14 protein-coding genes are annotated in these 16,390 nt (G+C 74.4%); 11 read left to right on the top strand and 3 right to left on the bottom strand.

From position 1 onward, the window contains the following. Positions 1-125 precede the first annotated feature (125 nt). Positions 126-2,180: a phosphocholine-specific phospholipase C gene (locus tag ACH4PY_RS20710; protein ID WP_398184529.1), complete on the top strand. Its 2,055-nt coding sequence runs from the start codon at positions 126-128 to the stop codon at positions 2,178-2,180. Between the two features lie 61 nt (positions 2,181-2,241). Further along, positions 2,242-2,868 carry an RraA family protein gene (locus tag ACH4PY_RS20705; protein WP_398184526.1) on the top strand — a complete coding sequence of 209 codons (627 nt, stop codon included), beginning with the start codon at positions 2,242-2,244 and terminating at the stop codon, positions 2,866-2,868. A 10-nt stretch (positions 2,869-2,878) separates the two neighbouring features. Here ACH4PY_RS20705 and ACH4PY_RS20700 read toward each other — a convergent pair whose 3' ends face one another. After that, entirely contained in the window at positions 2,879-3,289 is a 411-nt protein-coding gene (locus ACH4PY_RS20700; protein ID WP_398184694.1) for a winged helix-turn-helix transcriptional regulator, read from the bottom strand. Positions 3,290-3,440: 151 nt separating this feature from the next. On the opposite strand from ACH4PY_RS20700, the gene ACH4PY_RS20695 reads away from it, so the two are divergent. Then, positions 3,441-4,892, top strand: a complete 1,452-nt coding sequence (locus ACH4PY_RS20695; protein ID WP_398184523.1) for an MFS transporter — start codon at positions 3,441-3,443, stop codon at positions 4,890-4,892. Positions 4,893-4,953: 61 nt separating this feature from the next. On the opposite strand, the gene ACH4PY_RS20690 is transcribed toward ACH4PY_RS20695, so the two are convergent. Next, complete coding sequence (locus tag ACH4PY_RS20690) at positions 4,954-5,886, bottom strand: LysR family transcriptional regulator (protein ID WP_398184691.1); 933 nt, start codon at positions 5,884-5,886, stop codon at positions 4,954-4,956. A gap of 93 nt (positions 5,887-5,979) precedes the next feature. On the opposite strand from ACH4PY_RS20690, the gene ACH4PY_RS20685 reads away from it, so the two are divergent. The 8 genes from ACH4PY_RS20685 to ACH4PY_RS20650 all read left to right on the top strand — a co-directional run bounded on the left by ACH4PY_RS20685 (position 5,980) and on the right by ACH4PY_RS20650 (position 14,684). Next, entirely contained in the window at positions 5,980-6,684 is a 705-nt protein-coding gene (locus ACH4PY_RS20685; RefSeq protein ID WP_398184520.1) for a succinate dehydrogenase cytochrome b subunit, read from the top strand. Positions 6,685-6,694: 10 nt separating this feature from the next. Continuing rightward, positions 6,695-8,653, top strand: a complete 1,959-nt coding sequence (locus tag ACH4PY_RS20680) for a fumarate reductase/succinate dehydrogenase flavoprotein subunit (protein ID WP_398184517.1) — start codon at positions 6,695-6,697, stop codon at positions 8,651-8,653. Continuing rightward, complete coding sequence (locus tag ACH4PY_RS20675; RefSeq protein WP_398184514.1) at positions 8,650-9,399, top strand: succinate dehydrogenase/fumarate reductase iron-sulfur subunit; 750 nt, start codon at positions 8,650-8,652, stop codon at positions 9,397-9,399. The genes ACH4PY_RS20680 and ACH4PY_RS20675 overlap by 4 nt, the downstream gene beginning before the upstream one ends. 178 nt (positions 9,400-9,577) lie before the next feature. Beyond that, the gene (locus tag ACH4PY_RS20670) at positions 9,578-11,620 is read left to right on the top strand and encodes a GTP-binding protein (RefSeq protein WP_398184511.1); all 2,043 of its coding nucleotides are present in this window, start codon (positions 9,578-9,580) and stop codon (positions 11,618-11,620) included. Positions 11,621-11,681: 61 nt separating this feature from the next. Beyond that, on the top strand, positions 11,682-12,050 hold the full coding sequence (locus ACH4PY_RS20665; protein WP_398184507.1) for a DUF427 domain-containing protein: 369 nt from the start codon (positions 11,682-11,684) through the stop codon (positions 12,048-12,050). Between the two features lie 122 nt (positions 12,051-12,172). After that, positions 12,173-12,928 (top strand): SDR family oxidoreductase, encoded by a 756-nt coding sequence (locus tag ACH4PY_RS20660; RefSeq protein ID WP_398184504.1) that lies wholly within the window; start codon positions 12,173-12,175, stop codon positions 12,926-12,928. 116 nt (positions 12,929-13,044) lie between these two features. Further along, positions 13,045-14,076 (top strand): RNA polymerase subunit sigma-70, encoded by a 1,032-nt coding sequence (locus tag ACH4PY_RS20655; protein WP_398184501.1) that lies wholly within the window; start codon positions 13,045-13,047, stop codon positions 14,074-14,076. Beyond that, positions 14,064-14,684, top strand: a complete 621-nt coding sequence (locus tag ACH4PY_RS20650; RefSeq protein WP_398184498.1) for a TIGR03086 family metal-binding protein — start codon at positions 14,064-14,066, stop codon at positions 14,682-14,684. Before ACH4PY_RS20655 ends, ACH4PY_RS20650 begins: the two co-directional genes overlap by 13 nt. Before the next feature lie 193 nt (positions 14,685-14,877). Here ACH4PY_RS20650 and ACH4PY_RS20645 read toward each other — a convergent pair whose 3' ends face one another. After that, on the bottom strand, positions 14,878-16,290 hold the full coding sequence (locus tag ACH4PY_RS20645) for an MFS transporter (RefSeq protein WP_398184495.1): 1,413 nt from the start codon (positions 16,288-16,290) through the stop codon (positions 14,878-14,880). Positions 16,291-16,390: the final 100 nt, after the last annotated feature.

Genomic DNA, 16,390 nt, shown 5'->3' with positions numbered 1-16,390 from the left:
TGGTACGTCACACGGCCGTCACGGACGGTTCGCCCGGGGTCGCTGCTGTGGGGACCGCCCTGCGCGTCCACTCCCGCAACCACCGCACTCCCGCACCCTCGACGAGCGAAGAGGTGTTCCGACCCATGGCCGAACCCACCCGGCGGCGTTTCCTGCAGATCGCCGGCGCCACCGCCGGCTTGAGCGCCCTGTCCGGCAGCATCGCCCGTGCCGCCGCGATCCCGGCCCGGCGCCGCACCGGCACCATCAAGGACATCGAGCACATCGTCGTCCTGATGCAGGAGAACCGGTCCTTCGACCACTACTTCGGCACGATGCGCGGGGTGCGCGGCTTCGGCGACCCGCGGCCGGTGCTGCTGGCGAACGGCAGGTCCGTCTTCCACCAGCCCGACCCCGCGGGCAACGACGTGCTGCCCTACCACCCGGACGCCGGCGACCTGGGCATGCAGTTCATCGAGGGCCTCAACCACGAGTGGACCGGCAGCCACGCCGCCGTCCACGACGGCCGCTACGACCGCTGGATCCCCGCCAAGTCCCCGGCCACCATGGCGTACCTGACACGCGAGGACATCCCCTTCCACTACGCCCTCGCCGACGCCTTCACCGTCTGCGACGCCTACCACTGCTCGTTCATCGGCGGCACCGACCCCAACCGCTACTACATGTGGTCCGGCTGGACCGGCAACGACGGCAAGGGAGCGGGCCCGGTCGTCGACAACTCCGAGCTGGGCTACTCGTGGACGACCTACCCCGAGCGGCTTGAGCGGGCCGGGATCTCCTGGAAGATCTACCAGGACATCGGCGACGGCCTGGACGCCGAGCACTCCTGGGGCTGGATCCAGGACGCCTACCGCGGCAACTACGGCGACAACTCGCTGCTGTACTTCGACAACTACCGCAACGCCCGCCCCGGCGACCCGCTCTACGACAAGGCCCGCACCGGCACGAACGCCGCGGCCGGCGACGGCTTCTTCGACGTGCTGCGCGCCGACGTCACCGCCGGGCGGCTGCCGCAGATCTCCTGGATCGCCGCCCCCGAGGCCTTCTCCGAGCACCCCAACTGGCCCGCCAACTACGGCGCCTGGTACATCTCGCAGGTGCTGGACGCGCTCACCGCCGACCCCGAGGTGTGGAGCAGGACGGCGCTGTTCATCACCTACGACGAGAACGACGGCTACTTCGACCACGTCGTGCCGCCCTTCGCACCGCCCGGGCCCGGCCGCGGCGCCTCCACCGTCAGCACCGACCTGGAGATCTTCCCGGGCAACGGCACCTATGCCGCGGGACCCTACGGGCTCGGGCAGCGGGTGCCGATGACGGTCGTCTCCTCGTGGAGCACCGGCGGCTACGTGTGCTCCGAGGTCTTCGACCACACCTCGCTGGTCCGCTTCATGGAGCGCCGCTTCGGGGTGCACGAGCCGCAGATCTCACCGTGGCGCCGCGCCGTGTGCGGCGACCTGACCTCGGCCTTCGACTTCTCCCTCGCCCGCGAGCGGACCGCCCCGCTGCCCGCCACCGACGGCTACCGCCCGCAGGACGGCGACCGGCACGACAGCTACGTGCCCGTGCCGCCCGCCGACCAGAAGCTGCCGGTGCAGGAGCGCGGCAGCCGCCCCACCCGCCCGCTGCCGTACGCGCCGCTGGTGGACGCCTCGGTGTCCCCGGACAAGGGCGCGCTGAGCCTCACCTTCTTCGCCGGAGCGGGCGCGGGCGCCTTCCACGTCACCGCCGCGGGGGAGGACGCCCCGCGGACGTACACCGCGGCGGCCGGGCGGACCGTCAGCGGCCGGTGGGAGACCGCGGACCGGGACGGCGGCTACGACGTGACCGCGTACGGCCCGGCCGGATTCCTGCGGGCCTTCCGCGGCTCCGCCCGCCGGGCCGGACCCGAGGTGACCGCCCGCCACCACGCCGCCACCGGCCGGGTCGAGCTGACCCTCGTCAACAACGGGCCCGGCGAGGTCCGGCTGACCGTCCGCAACTCCTACGACGGCGGGCACACCGTCCACACCCTGCGCCCCGGCCGGCGCGAGACGCACACCGTCGACCTGGTCCGCGGCAAGCGCTGGTACGACCTGACGGTGACCGCCGACCACGACCCGGCGTTCCTGCGCCGCCTGGCGGGACACGTCGAGAACGGGCGGCCGGGCGTCAGCGACCCCGCCCTCGCCGCCGGGTGACCGCCCGGTAACGTGCCTGGGGCGCTCCCGGCCGGGGGCGCCCCGCACGGAAAGGCCGACCATGGGCAGCGACGCGCACGACTTCCGGGAGATCTCCCCGACGACCCTCGCCGACGTCCTCGGACGCGGCCAGGTGATGGACCACGGACTGCGCCCGCTGTGGGGACCGGCGCCGCGGATCGCGGGACCGGCCTTCACCGTGCGCTGCCCGCCCGGCGACAACCTCATGCTGCACGCCGCGATCCACCGGGCCCCGGCCGGCTCGGTGATCGTGATGGCGGCCGGGGACACCGACTTCGCGGTCGCGGGCGGCAACGTCTGCGCCGTCGCGCAGCGCCGCGGCATCGCCGGGTTCGTCGTCGACGGGGTGATCCGCGACCTCGCCGAGATCCGCGCGATGGGCTTCCCGGTGCTCGCCCGCGGCATCGTGCCCTGCCCGGGGGTGAAGTCCGCGGTACTGCCGCTCGGCGAGCCGGTCGACTGCGGCGGTGTCCGGGTGCACGCGGGCGACGTCGTGGTGGCCGACGAGGAGGGCGTCGCCGTCGTCCCCGCGGGCCGGACCGGCGAGGTGCTGGCGGCCGCCCGCAAGAAGCTCGCCAAGGAGGCCGCCCAGGACCTCGACGCCTGGGAGGCCGAGCACCGCGCCCGGATCGACGCGGCGCTCGCCGAGGGCGGCTACCGGGACTGAGCCGGGCCCGTCACGGCATCGGCCCGCCGCGGTCGTCGTAGCCGGTGCGGGCGTCGGCCACGTCGCCGGCGTGCTCGCGCCACCACTCGGTGAGGTGGTGGAAGAGCGGGGCGAGGCTCATCCCCAGCTCGCTGATCTCGTACTCCACCCGGGGCGGCACCTCCGGGTGGTAGGTGCGCACCACCAGGCCGTCGCGCTCCATCTGGCGCAGCCGCTGGGTGAGCACCTTCGGGGTGATGGTGCCGATCCGGCGCTCCAGCTCCACGAAACGCTGCCGTCCGAACTGATTGAGCGCCCACAGGATCGGTGTCGTCCAGCGGCTGAACACCAGGTCCACGACGGGCGCGATGGGGCACGGCTCCGCCTGGACCCCCGCGGCGGCGCCCCGGGCGGTGCGGGCACCGGCGGGCGGGGACATCATCTCGGGCATGTCTGCTGCGCCTCTCGGGACTCGGCGGACCCGCCGCCGGGGCCCGGGGCCGCCGTGCGGCGGATCCGGCGGGCCCGCCGGGAGAATCCGTAGCCACTTTCTTCTAGGTACCTACTATATCGGCGTTGCTAGCGTCCGGGCCATGTCTCTCACCGCCGCCCGGCGCGGCCCCGCTCCGCACGCCCCGGCCGCCGTACACCCCGGCCTGGTCCTGGCCTTCCTCTGCGTGGTGCAGTCGATGGTCTACCTCGACGTCACGATCGTGAACGTCGCCCTGCCCTCACTCCAGCGCGGCCTCGGCATGGCCGACGGCGACCTCCAGCTCGTCGTGACCGCCTACGGCACCGTTCTCGGCGGCTTCCTGCTGCTCGGCGGCCGGCTCGCCGACATGCTCGGACGGCGGCGCCTGCTGCAGGCCGGCATGGCGCTCTTCGGCGCCGCCTCGCTCGCCGCGGGCCTCGCGCACGAGCCCGCCGTGCTCATCGCCGCCCGCGCCGTCCAGGGCCTGGGCGCCGCGCTGACCGCGCCCGCGGCGCTCTCCACGCTCACCACGACCTTCCCCGAGGGCGCCGCGCGCAACAAGGCGCTCGGCATCTGGGGCGCGCTCGCCGGAGTCGCCTCCGTTCTCGGGGTGCTGCTCGGCGGGCTGCTCACCCAGGGGCCCGGCTGGCGCTGGATCTTCTTCGTCAACGTGCCCGTCGCGCTCGCCGCCCTCCTCCTCGCGCCGCGGGTGCTGCCCGAGAGCCGGGCAGCGCACGACGGACCGCGCCGCTTCGACGCCGTGGGCGCGGCGACCCTGACGGCCGGACTGCTGCTGCTCATCTTCACCCTCGACCAGGCGGTCACGGCGGGCTGGGCCACCGCGCGGACCATCGGCGGACTGGCCGGTGCCGCGCTGCTGCTCGCCGCCTTCGTCGCCGTCGAACTGCGTACGGCGGCCCCGCTGCTGCCGATGCGGATCTTCCGGCTGCGCGCACTGCGCGCCGCCAACCTCGGCACGGCGCTGATGCTCGGGGCGATGGGCACGCTGTTCTTCTTCGCCAGCCTGTTCATGCAGCAGGTGCTGGGCTACGACGCGCTGCGGACCGGGCTGGCCTACGTCCCGCTCGCGCTCGCGGTGATCGTGGGCGCGGGCGTCGCCTCCGGCCTGGTCACCAAGCTCCCGGCGCGGGCGGTGCTCGCCGCGGGCCTCGCGCTCGCCACGGCCGGGCTGCTGCTGCTCGCCCGGCTGCCCCTCGACGCCGGGTATGCCGGACGGGTGCTGCCGCCCTTCGTGCTGGTCGGCGTGGGGCTGGGGATGTCCTTCGTGCCGTTCCAGATCGCCGCGGCCTTCGGGGTGGCCGAGCGCGAGTCGGGGGTGGCCGCCGGGCTGATCAACACCAGCCAGGAGGCGGGCGGCGCGGTCGGCCTGGCGGTCGTGTCCACCGCGGCCTTCACCCGGATCGGCCACACGGCCTCCGGTTCGTCCGCGAGCGCCCTGCGGGCCGCTCGGGCGAGCGGCTTCCACGAGGCCTTCCTCATCGGCGCCGGGTTCGCCTTCGCCGCGCTGCTGGTGGCGCTGCTCCTGCTGCCGCGGATGCGGACGGAGGGGTAGTACGCACCCGGGGCCGCGTCCGCCCCTCCCCGACCCGCCGGGCCGGCCCCCGCGCCCGGGCTCAGCTCCGGCCCGGGTGCAGGCCCGGCGAGGCCACCGCCCGGCGCGCCGCGGTCAGCAGCACGTCCTGGAGGACGCGGGCGGCCCGCGGCGGGGCGACGTCGCTGCGGTGGGCCAGCGCGACGGTACGCCGCAGGCCCGGCCGGGCCAGCGGCGTCACCCGCAGGTCCAGCCCGGCTCGGGCGGCCACGGTCGCGGGCACGACGCCGATGCCGAGCCCGGCCCGTACGAACCCCAGCACCGCGTCCATCTCGCCGCCCTCGACCGTGAGGTACGGCTCGAAGCCCGCTGCCCGGCAGGCCGCGAGGGTGAGGTCGCGCAGGTCGTAGCCGTGCCGGAACATCACCATCGGCAGGCCCTCCAGATCGGCGATCCGCAGCGGCCCGGTGGTGGACTCCGAGGGCGGCCCGGCCGCGGCGGACGAGACGACGACCAGGTCCTCCTGGAAGAGCTCCACCGTGGTCAGCGCGGGCGACGGGCTGGGCAGCGGCAGCACCACGAGGGCCAGGTCCAGCGCCCCGCGGGCCAGGTGCCGCACCAGGTCGTGCGAGCCGCCCTCCTCGATCAGCAGCCGGATACCGGGGTGCCGGTCGTGGAAGGCCCGCAGCACGTCGGGCAGCAGCCCGGTGGCCAGGCTCGGGGTCGCGCCGAGCCGGACCCGGCCGCGGCGCAGCTGCACCAGTTCCAGCACCTCGTGCCGCGCGGTGTCGGCGTCGGCGAGAATCCGCCGGGCCAGCGGCAGCAGCGTCTCACCGGCGTCGGTGAGCGCGATGTTGCCCCGGGCCCGGCTGAACAGGGCCGCGCCCAGCTCCTTCTCCAGCGCCCTGATCTGCTGCGACAACGACGGCTGGGAGACGTGCAGGGCCTGCGCGGCCCGGGTGAAGTGCCGGGTGTCCGCGACGGCCACGAAGTACGCGAGCTGCTGGAACTGCACCCTGCCAGGGTAGCTCTCCATAGCCGGTGCCTATCGACTCCAGCCCGATCATGTCTTGGACCACTGGTGGCACCCGGCCGTAGCGTCGTGTCCATGGCATTGGCAACGCGGCCGGACCGGCGCCCCTCGGCGGTCCGCACGGTCTGGGACTCCTCCGTCGGCAAGAAGACGGTCATGGCGGTGAGCGGCCTGGTGATGCTGCTCTACCTGGTCGTCCACATGTACGGCAATCTCAAGATCTTCTTCGGTCCCGGCACCTTCGACGGCTACGCGCACTGGCTGCGCACCCTCGGCGAGCCCTTCTTCCACTACGAGTGGGCGCTGTGGATCGTCCGGGCGGGCCTGGTCGCCGCCGTGGTCGCGCACGGCGTGTGCGCCTACCAGCTCAGCCGCCGCGACATCCGCTCGCGCCCGGTCGGCTACGTCCACCGCAAGGCGCGCTCCAGCTACGCGACCCGCACCATGCGCTGGGGCGGTGTGATCCTCGCGCTCTTCATCGTCTGGCACATCCTGGACCTCACCACCGGCACCGTGCAGCGCGGCTTCGTGCCCGGCCACCCGTACCACAACGTCGTGGCCGCCTTCCACGACTGGTGGAACAACGTCTTCTACATCGCGGCGATGCTCGCGCTCGGCCTGCACGTCCGGCACGGCTTCTGGAGCGCCGCGCAGACCCTCGGCGCGGGCAGCGCCACCCGCGACCGGGTGCTCAAGGGCACCGCGAACGTCCTCGCCCTGCTGCTGACGGCAGGCTTCATCGCCGTGCCGGTCGGCGTCATGACCGGCCTCGTGAGCTGAAGGGTCCGACATGAGCAACCCCACCGACTACGCCGACTACACCACCGGCGAGCCGATCGCCGACACCAAGGCGCCCGACGGCCCGATCGAAGAGCGCTGGGACACCCGGCGCTTCACCGCCAAGCTGGTCAACCCCGCCAACCGCCGCAAGCACACCGTCATCGTCGTCGGCACCGGACTGGCCGGCGGCTCCGCGGGCGCCACCCTCGCCGAGCACGGCTACCACGTCGTCCAGTTCTGCTACCAGGACTCCCCGCGCCGGGCCCACTCGATCGCCGCGCAGGGCGGCATCAACGCCGCCAAGAACTACCGCAACGACGGCGACTCCATCCACCGGCTCTTCTACGACACCGTCAAGGGCGGCGACTTCCGCTCCCGCGAGTCCAACGTGCGCCGGCTGGCGCAGATCTCGGTGGAGATCATCGACCAGTGCGTCGCCCAGGGCGTCCCCTTCGCCCGCGAGTACGGCGGCCTGCTCGACACCCGCTCCTTCGGCGGCGTCCAGGTCTCCCGCACCTTCTACGCCCGCGGCCAGACGGGTCAGCAGCTGCTGCTCGGCGCCTACCAGGCGCTCTCCCGGCAGATCGCGGCCGGCAGCGTCGAACTGCACCCGCGCACCGAGATGCTGGACCTGCTCGTCGTCGACGGCCGGGCCCGCGGCATCGTCGCCCGCGACCTGGTCACCGGCGAGATCACCCCGTACTTCGCGGACGCCGTCGTACTCGCCTCCGGCGGCTACGGCAACGTCTTCTACCTGTCGACCAACGCCATGAACTCCAACGCCACCGCGATCTGGCGGGCCCACCGCCGCGGCGCGTACTTCGCCAACCCCTGCTTCACCCAGATCCACCCCACCTGCATCCCGCGCACCGGCGACCACCAGTCCAAGCTCACCTTGATGAGCGAGTCGCTGCGCAACGACGGCCGCATCTGGGTGCCCAGGGCGAAGGGCGACACCCGCCCGCCCGGCGAGATCCCCGAGGACGAGCGCGACTACTACCTGGAGCGCATCTACCCCTCCTTCGGCAACCTGGTGCCGCGCGACATCGCCTCGCGCGCCGCCAAGAACGTCTGCGACGAGGGCCGCGGCGTCGGACCCGGCGGCCAGGGCGTCTACCTCGACTTCGCCGACGCCATCGCCCGGATGGGCCGCAAGGCCGTCGAGGCGAAGTACGGCAACCTCTTCGAGATGTACGAGCGGATCACCGCGGAGAACCCGTACGAGGTCCCGATGCGGATCTACCCGGCCGTGCACTACACGATGGGCGGGCTGTGGGTCGACTACGACCTCCAGACCACGATCCCGGGCCTGTTCGCGATCGGCGAGGCCAACTTCTCCGACCACGGCGCCAACCGGCTCGGCGCCTCCGCGCTCATGCAGGGCCTGGCCGACGGCTACTTCGTGCTGCCCGCCACCCTCAACGACTACCTCGCCCGGCACCCCGGCCACGACACCCCCGGCGCCGACCACCCCGAGGTCGCCGCGGTGCTCGAAGAGACCACCGGCCGGCTGCACCGCCTGGTCGCCGCGGACGGCGACCGCACCGCCGACTCCTTCCACCGCGAACTCGGCGAGCTGATGTGGGAGTTCTGCGGCATGGCCCGCACCGCGGAAGGGCTGCGCAAGGCGCTCGACCGGATCCCGCAGATCCGCGAGGAGTTCTGGCGCCGCATCAAGGTGCCCGGCACCGAGGCGGAGTTCAACCAGTCGCTGGAGCGGGCCAACCGCGTCGTCGACTACCTGGAACTGGCCGAGCTGATGTGCCTGGACGCGCTGCACCGCGCCGAGTCCTGCGGCGGCCACTTCCGCGAGGAGTCGCAGACCCCGGACGGCGAGGCCGCCCGCCGCGACGAGGAGTTCTCCTACGCCGCTGCCTGGGAGTTCGCCGGCACCGGCGCCGCCCCCGTCCTGCACCGCGAAGACCTGGTCTTCGACTACGTACACCCCACCCAGCGGAGCTACGCATGAGGCTCACCCTGCGCATCTGGCGCCAGCACGACGCCGCCGCGCCCGGCGGCATGACCACCTACGAGGTGGACGGCATCTCGCCCGACATGTCCTTCCTGGAGATGCTCGACACCCTCAACGAGCGGCTCACCGTCGAGGGCGAGGAGCCCGTCGCCTTCGACCACGACTGCCGCGAGGGCATCTGCGGGGCGTGCAGCCTGGTCATCAACGGCGACGCGCACGGCCCCGAGCGCACCACCACCTGCCAGCTGCACATGCGCTCCTTCCGGGACGGCGACACCATCGACGTCGAGCCGTGGCGCGCGGCCGCCTTCCCGGTGGTGCGCGACCTGGTCGTGGACCGCTCGTCCTTCGACCGGATCATCCAGTCCGGCGGCTACGTCACCGCGCCCACCGGCTCCGCCCCCGAGGCGCACGCCACGCCCGTGCCCAAGGCCGCCGCCGACACCGCCTTCGAGCACGCCGAGTGCATCGGCTGCGGCGCGTGCGTCGCCGCCTGCCCGAACGGCTCGGCGATGCTCTTCACCTCGGCGAAGATCAACCACCTCAACGTCCTGCCGCAGGGCGCCCCGGAGCGCGAGACCCGGGTGCTGGACATGGTCGCGCAGATGGACACCGAGGGCTTCGGCGGCTGCACCCTGACCGGCGAGTGCGCGACCGCCTGCCCCAAGGGCATCCCGCTGACCTCCATCACCTCGATGAACCGCGAGTGGCTGCGCGCCAACCGCAAGGTCTCCCGGAAGTAGGCACCCGCCCCGCCCGCGCCCCCGCGTCGCGTCCGCCGGATATCCGGTTGCCGCCCGCGGGGGCGTTCTGGTGTAGTCGGCGGGTCCTCATCGCCGACGAAGGAGCACTGAGCAATGCGCGGTTCCGTCATGCCCGCCCCGACAGGAATCCCTTCGCCTCCTGAGGACATGACAGCCCGTGGCTTCACTCAATCTCGGTATTCTCGCGCACGTCGACGCAGGTAAGACCAGCCTCACCGAACGGCTGCTGCACCACGCCGGCGTCATCGACACGGTCGGCAGCGTCGACCGCGGCACGACGCGCACCGACACCCTCGCGCTGGAGCGGCAGCGCGGTATCACCATCAAGTCCGCCGTCGTCTCCTTCGCCCTCGGCGGCACGACCGTCAACCTCATCGACACCCCCGGCCACCCCGACTTCATCGCCGAGGTCGAACGCGTGCTCGGCGTCCTGGACGGCGCCGTCCTCGTCGTCTCCGCCGTGGAGGGCGTCCAGCCGCAGACCACCGTGCTGATGCGCACCCTGCGCCGGCTGCGCATCCCGACGCTGGTCTTCGTCAACAAGCTCGACCGCTCCGGCGCCGACCTCGACCGCACGCTGACCGCCGTCGCCGAGCGCCTCACCCCCGACGTCGTGCCGATGACGGCCGCCCGGCAGCAGGGCACACCGCGGGCCGCCGCGGTTCCCTACGCGCCGGACGACGCCGGATTCACCGCCCGCCTCACCGAGGTGCTCGCGGGCCACGACGACGGGCTGCTCGCCGCCTGGGCCGAGGGCGAGGGCGCCGGGCTGCCGTACGGGCGGCTGCGGGACGCGCTCGCCGCGCAGACCGCGCGGGCCGCGGTGCACCCGGTGTACGCCGGGTCCGCCGTGACCGGAGCGGGGGTGGACGCGCTCGCCGACGGCATCGCCCGGCTGCTGCCCGGCGCGGGCGGCGACCCGGACGCGCCGCTGTCCGGCACCGTCTTCGCCGTGCAGCGCGGCGCCGCGGGCGAGCGCGTGGCGTACGTCCGGATCGGCGCGGGCACCCTGCGGGTGCGCGACCGCCCGCCGCTGCACCGCGGGACGCAGGCGGCGGGGGAGGGCCGGGTCACCGCGCTCAGCGTCTTCGCCGACGGCACCGACACCCCAACAACGAGCGTGCCCGCCGGGCGCATCGCCCGGGTGTGGGGCCTCGGCGCGGTACGGATCGGCGACACCGTCGGCGTCCCCGATCTATCCGGGGCACCCTCCGGGCACTTCGCGCCGCCCACCCTGGAGACCGTCGTAGCCGCCCGCCGCACCGCCGACCGCGCGGCCCTGCACACCGCGCTGGGCCAGCTCGCCGAGCAGGACCCGCTCATCGGCCTGCGGCGCGACGCGGACCGCGGGGAGATCGCCGTCTCGCTCTACGGCGAGGTGCAGAAGGAGGTCGTCCAGGCGACCCTGGCCGCCGACTACGGCGTGGACGTGGTCTTCGAGCCGACGACCACGCTGCACATCGAGCGGGTCACCGGCAGCGGCGCGGCCGTGGAGTTCAACAAGAAGGACGCCAACCCCTTCCTGGCCACCGTCGGCCTGCGCGTCGACCCGGCGCCGCCCGGCAGCGGCGTCGTCTTCCGCCGCGAGGTCGAACTCGGCTCGCTGCCCTACGCGTTCTTCACCGCCGTCGAGGAGACCGTGCACGCCACGCTCGCCCAGGGCCTGTACGGCTGGCAGGTCGCCGACTGCACGGTGACGATGACGCACTCCGGCTACAGCGCCCGGCAGAGCCACGCGCACGCGGTCTTCGACAAGAGCATGTCCAGCACCTCCGGCGACTTCCGCAACCTCACCCCGCTGGTGCTGACGGCCGCGCTGCGGCAGGCCGGCACCCGGGTGCACGAGCCCGTGCACCGCTTCCGGCTGGACCTGCCCGCCGACGCCCTCGGCGCGGTGCTGCCCGTCCTCGGCAAGCTGCGGGCACTGCCCCGCACCTCGGCGGCGGCCGGTCCCGGCCGCCATGTGCTGGAGGGCGACATCCCCGCGGCCGCCGTGCACGCCCTGGAGCGGCAGCTGCCCACCCTGACCAGCGGCGAGGGCGTGCTGGAGACCTCCTTCGGCCACTGGGCCCCGGTCACCGGCGAGATCCCGGTCCGCCGCCGCACCGGCCCCGACCCGCGGGACCGGAGGGAGTACCTGCTGGCGGTACGGCGGCGGCTCGGGACCGTACCGCACCGCGCCGCGGCGGGGGGTGCTTGACCCTGCCCGGACGATCTGCCTACGGTCGCAGGTGCCGTACCGCTACGTCAGGGAGGACCCCGTGGAGCGCACCGTGAAGACGCCCGGTCCGGACCACCCGATCACCGTCGAAACGAACCCGGCCCGGGTCACCGTCCGGGCCGCCGGGAAGGTCGTCGCCGACACCACGCGGGCGCTGACCCTCCGCGAGGGGACGTACCCGGCGGTCCAGTACATCCCGCTGGAGGACGTCGAGCCGGGCGTCCTGGTGCCGGGCGACAAGAGCACGTACTGCCCGTACAAGGGCGACGCCTCCTACTACGCGCTGGTCACCGCGGACGGCACGGTGCCCGACGCGGTGTGGACGTACACCGAGCCCTTCCCGGCGGTCGGCGGGATCGCCGGGCACGTCGCCTTCTACCCGCAGCACGTCGAGCTGACCGAGGACTGAGCCCGGCGGCCCGGACGGGGCCGACGAGTTTTCCCGCGTGCCGTTGTCCTTATCCGTGAGGCGTCCGCGCACCCCGTGACCCCACGGGCCACGGACGAGGACAACGCACCGAGGGAGACACCATGCCCGTCCACGAACTCGCCGGAAGCACCGCCGTCGTCACCGGCGCCTGCGGCGGCTTCGGCCGCGGCGTCGCCGCCGCACTCGTCCGGGCCGGCGCCCGGGTCCTGGGCCTGGCCCGTGACGGGGAGGCGCTGGACAAGCTGCGCGCCGACCTCGGCGACGGCTTCGTCCCCGTGCCCGGAGACGCCACCGACCCCGACCTGGCCGCAGACCTGCTCACGCGGCACACCCCGCGCACGGTGGTGCTCGCCGCGGGGGCCGCGCCCGCGATGCTGCCGCTCCAGGACCACACCTGGGAGACCTTCTCCGAAGCCTGGCACACCGACGTGCGGCACGTCTTCGGCTGGACGCGCGCCGCGCTGCGGCAGCCGCTGCCGCCCGGCAGCACCGTGATCGCCTTCTCCAGCGGGGCCGCCCTGCGCGGATCGCCGCTCAGCGGCGGCTACGCGGGCGCCAAGGCCACCGTCCGCTTCGTCACCGCCTACGCCGACGGCCAGTCCCGCCGCCACGAGCTGGGCATCCGCTTCACCGCCGTGCTGCCCGCCCTGGCACCGACCACCGGCCTGGGCGCCGAGGCGGCGGCCGCCTACGCGGCCTACGAGGGCATCACCACCGAGGCCTTCGTCCGCCGCTCGGGCCCGCTCCTCACGCCGGGGACGGCGGGCGCCGCGGTGCTCGAACTCGCCCGCGGACAGCGGGCGGACGCCGTCGCGTACGGGCTGTCGGCGGACGGCCTTGCCCCCCTCGCGGACTGACGCGACCGGCCGCGGGCGCCCCGCAGCGGGGGCGGGGCGCCCGGGTGCGATGACTTTGCGGGCCGGGCGGTGTCTGTACTGGTGGACGCCGGTCCCCGAGCACCCGGAGAGGTCACGTGAACACCCTGAACGGCCAGACCACCACCGCCCCCGAACGCCCCGACGACGGCGACGACTTCCTCGCGCGGGCCGCCGCCTACCGCCCGGAGCTGATGGCGCACTGCTACCGGATGCTGGGCTCGGTGCACGACGCGGAGGACCTGGTCCAGGAGACCCTGCTGCGCGCCTGGCGCGGCCACCGCGGCTTCGAGGGCCGCTCCTCGCTGCGCTTCTGGCTCTACCGCATCGCCACCAGCGCCTGCCTGACCGCGCTCCAGCACCGCAGCCGCCGGGTCGTGCCCGCCGGGCTCGGTGCGCCCAGCGACGACCCGGACGTCTCCATGGAGGCGGCGCCGGCCGGCGTCGCATGGGTCCAGCCGATGGCCGACCCGCCGCCGGACCCCGCCGCGGTCGTCACCGAACGCGGCAGCGTACGCCTCGCGCTGATCGTCGCACTCCAGGAACTGCCGCCCCGGCAGCGGGCGGTGCTCATCCTGCGGGACGTGCTGTCCTGGCGCGCCGCCGAGGTCGCCGAACTGCTCGGCACCAGCACCGCCGCCGTCAACAGCGCACTCCAGCGGGCCCGGGAGCGGCTGGAGCGCGCCGCGCCGCGCGAGGACGACGTCCACGACGCGCTCGACGCCGACGGCCGCGCCCTCGTCGAGAGCTTCGCCCGCGCCTTCCGGGAGGCCGACGCCGACGCGCTGGCCCGGCTGCTGCGCGACGACGTGACGCTGGAGATGCCGCCCGAGCCCGTCTGGTTCGCCGACCGCTCGGTCGCGCTCGACTTCCTGCGGCGGCAGGTCTTCCCCGTCCTCCCCGACCAGCGGATGCGCGGCCTGACCGTCAACGACGGGCAGCCCGCGCTCGCCCTCTACTGGCGCGGGGCCGACGGGCTGTACCACCCGCACGCCGTCAGCGTCCTGACGCTGCGCGAGCGGCGGATCGCCCGTGCGGTCGTCTTCCGCGACCCCGCGCTCTTCCCGCTGCTCGGCCTGCCCGGCGCCCTCGCCCCGGGCACCGCGCCGGAGGTGTCATGGCTGCGCTGACCGAGCGCGGCCGAACGGTGCTGCTGCTGGAGCAGGCCGTCGGATACGGACTGGACTGCGTCGGGACCGTCACACCCGCCCTGCTGCCGCGGCCCACACCCTGCGCGGGCTGGGACCTGGAGCGCCTGCTGTGGCATCTGCACGAGTCGATGGCCGCGCTGCGGGAGGCCCCCGACCGCGGGGGAGTCGCGCTGCTGCCCGCGGGGCCGGGCGGCCCGCCGCCCGCCGACCCGGTCGCCGCCGTGACCGCCGGGGCGCACCAGCTGCTGGACAGCTGGCGCTGCTGGGCGGCCCGGCCGGGTCCGCCCTGCGCGCCCGTCGCGGTTGGCGGGATGCCGATACCCGGTGAGACGGTGGCGCTGGTCGGAGCACTCGAAGTGGCCGTGCACGGCTGGGACGTCGCCCAGGCGTGCGGGCGGGCCCGGCCCATCCCGGCGCCGCTGGCGCTGGCCGTCCTGCGCCGCGCCCCGCAGGTGGCCGACGCCACCACCCGCCCCGCGCTCTTCGCCGCCCCCGTGCCCGTACCGCCGCACGCGTGCGCGGGGGACCGGCTGGTCGCCTTCCTCGGCCGCCCCCCGGACCGCGTCCCGCCGGATCCCGGGGCCTGACGCCGTCCGCGGCGCCGCGGTGCCGGTACGCCCGGGGGCTCGCGCGGGACGGGGCCCCGGCGTCCGCCGTACGCGCGGGGCCGTCCGCGGGCGGAGGCCCGGGAAGGGCCGTCCGCCGGACGCGCAGCCGAGGAGACCGCCGCGGACCCCGGAGGGGTTTCGCGGCGGTCTCCTCCGCCTCGCGGCCGGGACGTCAGACAGTGCCCCGCGTTCCCTGACTCCGGGCGGCCACCGCGTCCTCCTCCCGTTTGCCCGGCGCGAGCAGTGCCACCGCCGCACCGGCTGCCGCCGCCACGGCGGCGACGACCTCCGCGGCCCGGAAGCCGGACATGAACGAACTCACCGACCCGTAGCTGCCGTTGGCGGAGAAGACGGCTACCAGGACGGCCACGCCGAAGACCCCGCCCGCCTCCCGCACGGTGTTGTTGGTGCCCGCCGCCACGGCGGCGTCCTCGGCCGGCACCGCGCCGACCACCGCGTTCGCCACCGTCGGGAAGACCATCGAGATGCCGACGCCCGCCACGACCAGCGGACCGGCCACGCTGCCGTACCCGGTGCCGGAGTCCGCGACCAGCGCGAGCCACAGCAGGCCCACCGCCTGGAGGAGCATGCCGAGCACCATGAAGGGCCGGTTGCCGAGGCGTTCGGACAGCGCGCCCGCGAGCGGCGCGACGACCATGGGCATCGCCGTCCACACCAGGATGCGCAGCCCCGTCTGCAACGGGTCGTAGCCGAGGCCCAGCTGGAACATCTGGGTGATCATGAAGAGCGAGCCGATGAGCGAGAACGTCATGAAGAAGACCGTGCCGTTGGCCACGGAGAAGCCGCGCACCCGGAAGTAGCCCAGCGGCAGCATCGGGAAGCGCGCCCGGCGCTGCCAGCCGAGGAAACCGGCCAGCAGTGCCGCGCCCGCGGCGAGCGCGGCCACGACCTCCGCCGAGCCCCAGCCCACCGAGGGCGCCCGCACCGGTGCCCAGACCAGCGCCAGCAGCCCGGCGCTGACCAGCCCCACGCCCACCAGGTCCAGATGCGGACGGCTGCCGCGGCTCTCCTCCAGCCGCAGCATCGCCAGCACCGCGACCGCGACGCCGACCGGCACGTTGATCCAGAAGATCCACCGCCAGGCGATGTCCTGGATGATCAGCCCGCCGAGCACCGGCCCGAGGGCGACCCCGAGACCGGTGACGGCGCCCCACACGCCGATCGCCGCGCCCCGCTTCTCCGCCGGGAAGGCATGGCTGATCAGGGTCAGCGTCAGCGGCAGCACCACTGCCGCGCCCGCGCCCTGCACCACCCGGGCGGCGATCAGCGCCTGCGCGGAGCCGGCGCTCGCGCAGGCGATCGACGCCAGCGTGAAGAGGGCGACGCCCAGCGCGTACGTCCGGCGCCGCCCGAAGCGGTCGCCGAGGGCCGCGCCGGTGAGCATCAGACAGGCGAAGGCCAGGTTGTAGCCGTTGAGCGTCCACTCCATGTCGGCCAGGCTCGCGTGCAGGCTGTCGCGCAGCGTGGGCAGCGCGGTGGCGACCACCACCACGTCGAGCGAGGTCAGGAACGCCCCCAGCGAGGCGAGGACCAGCGTCCACGCCGTCCGTGCGGGCGGCTTCACGCCCCGCGCGGACGCCGGTGCGGGGCGGTCGGCCCTGTCGGTGTCCGGCGGTGTCGGTGCCGATGGTGGTGTCGGTGGTGTCGGTGTCGTGGGTGTCGTC

This window comes from Streptomyces sp. NPDC021224 (assembly GCF_044332905.1).
Taxonomy (GTDB): domain Bacteria; phylum Actinomycetota; class Actinomycetes; order Streptomycetales; family Streptomycetaceae; genus Actinacidiphila.
This window is presented reverse-complemented; position numbering and strand designations above follow the sequence as displayed.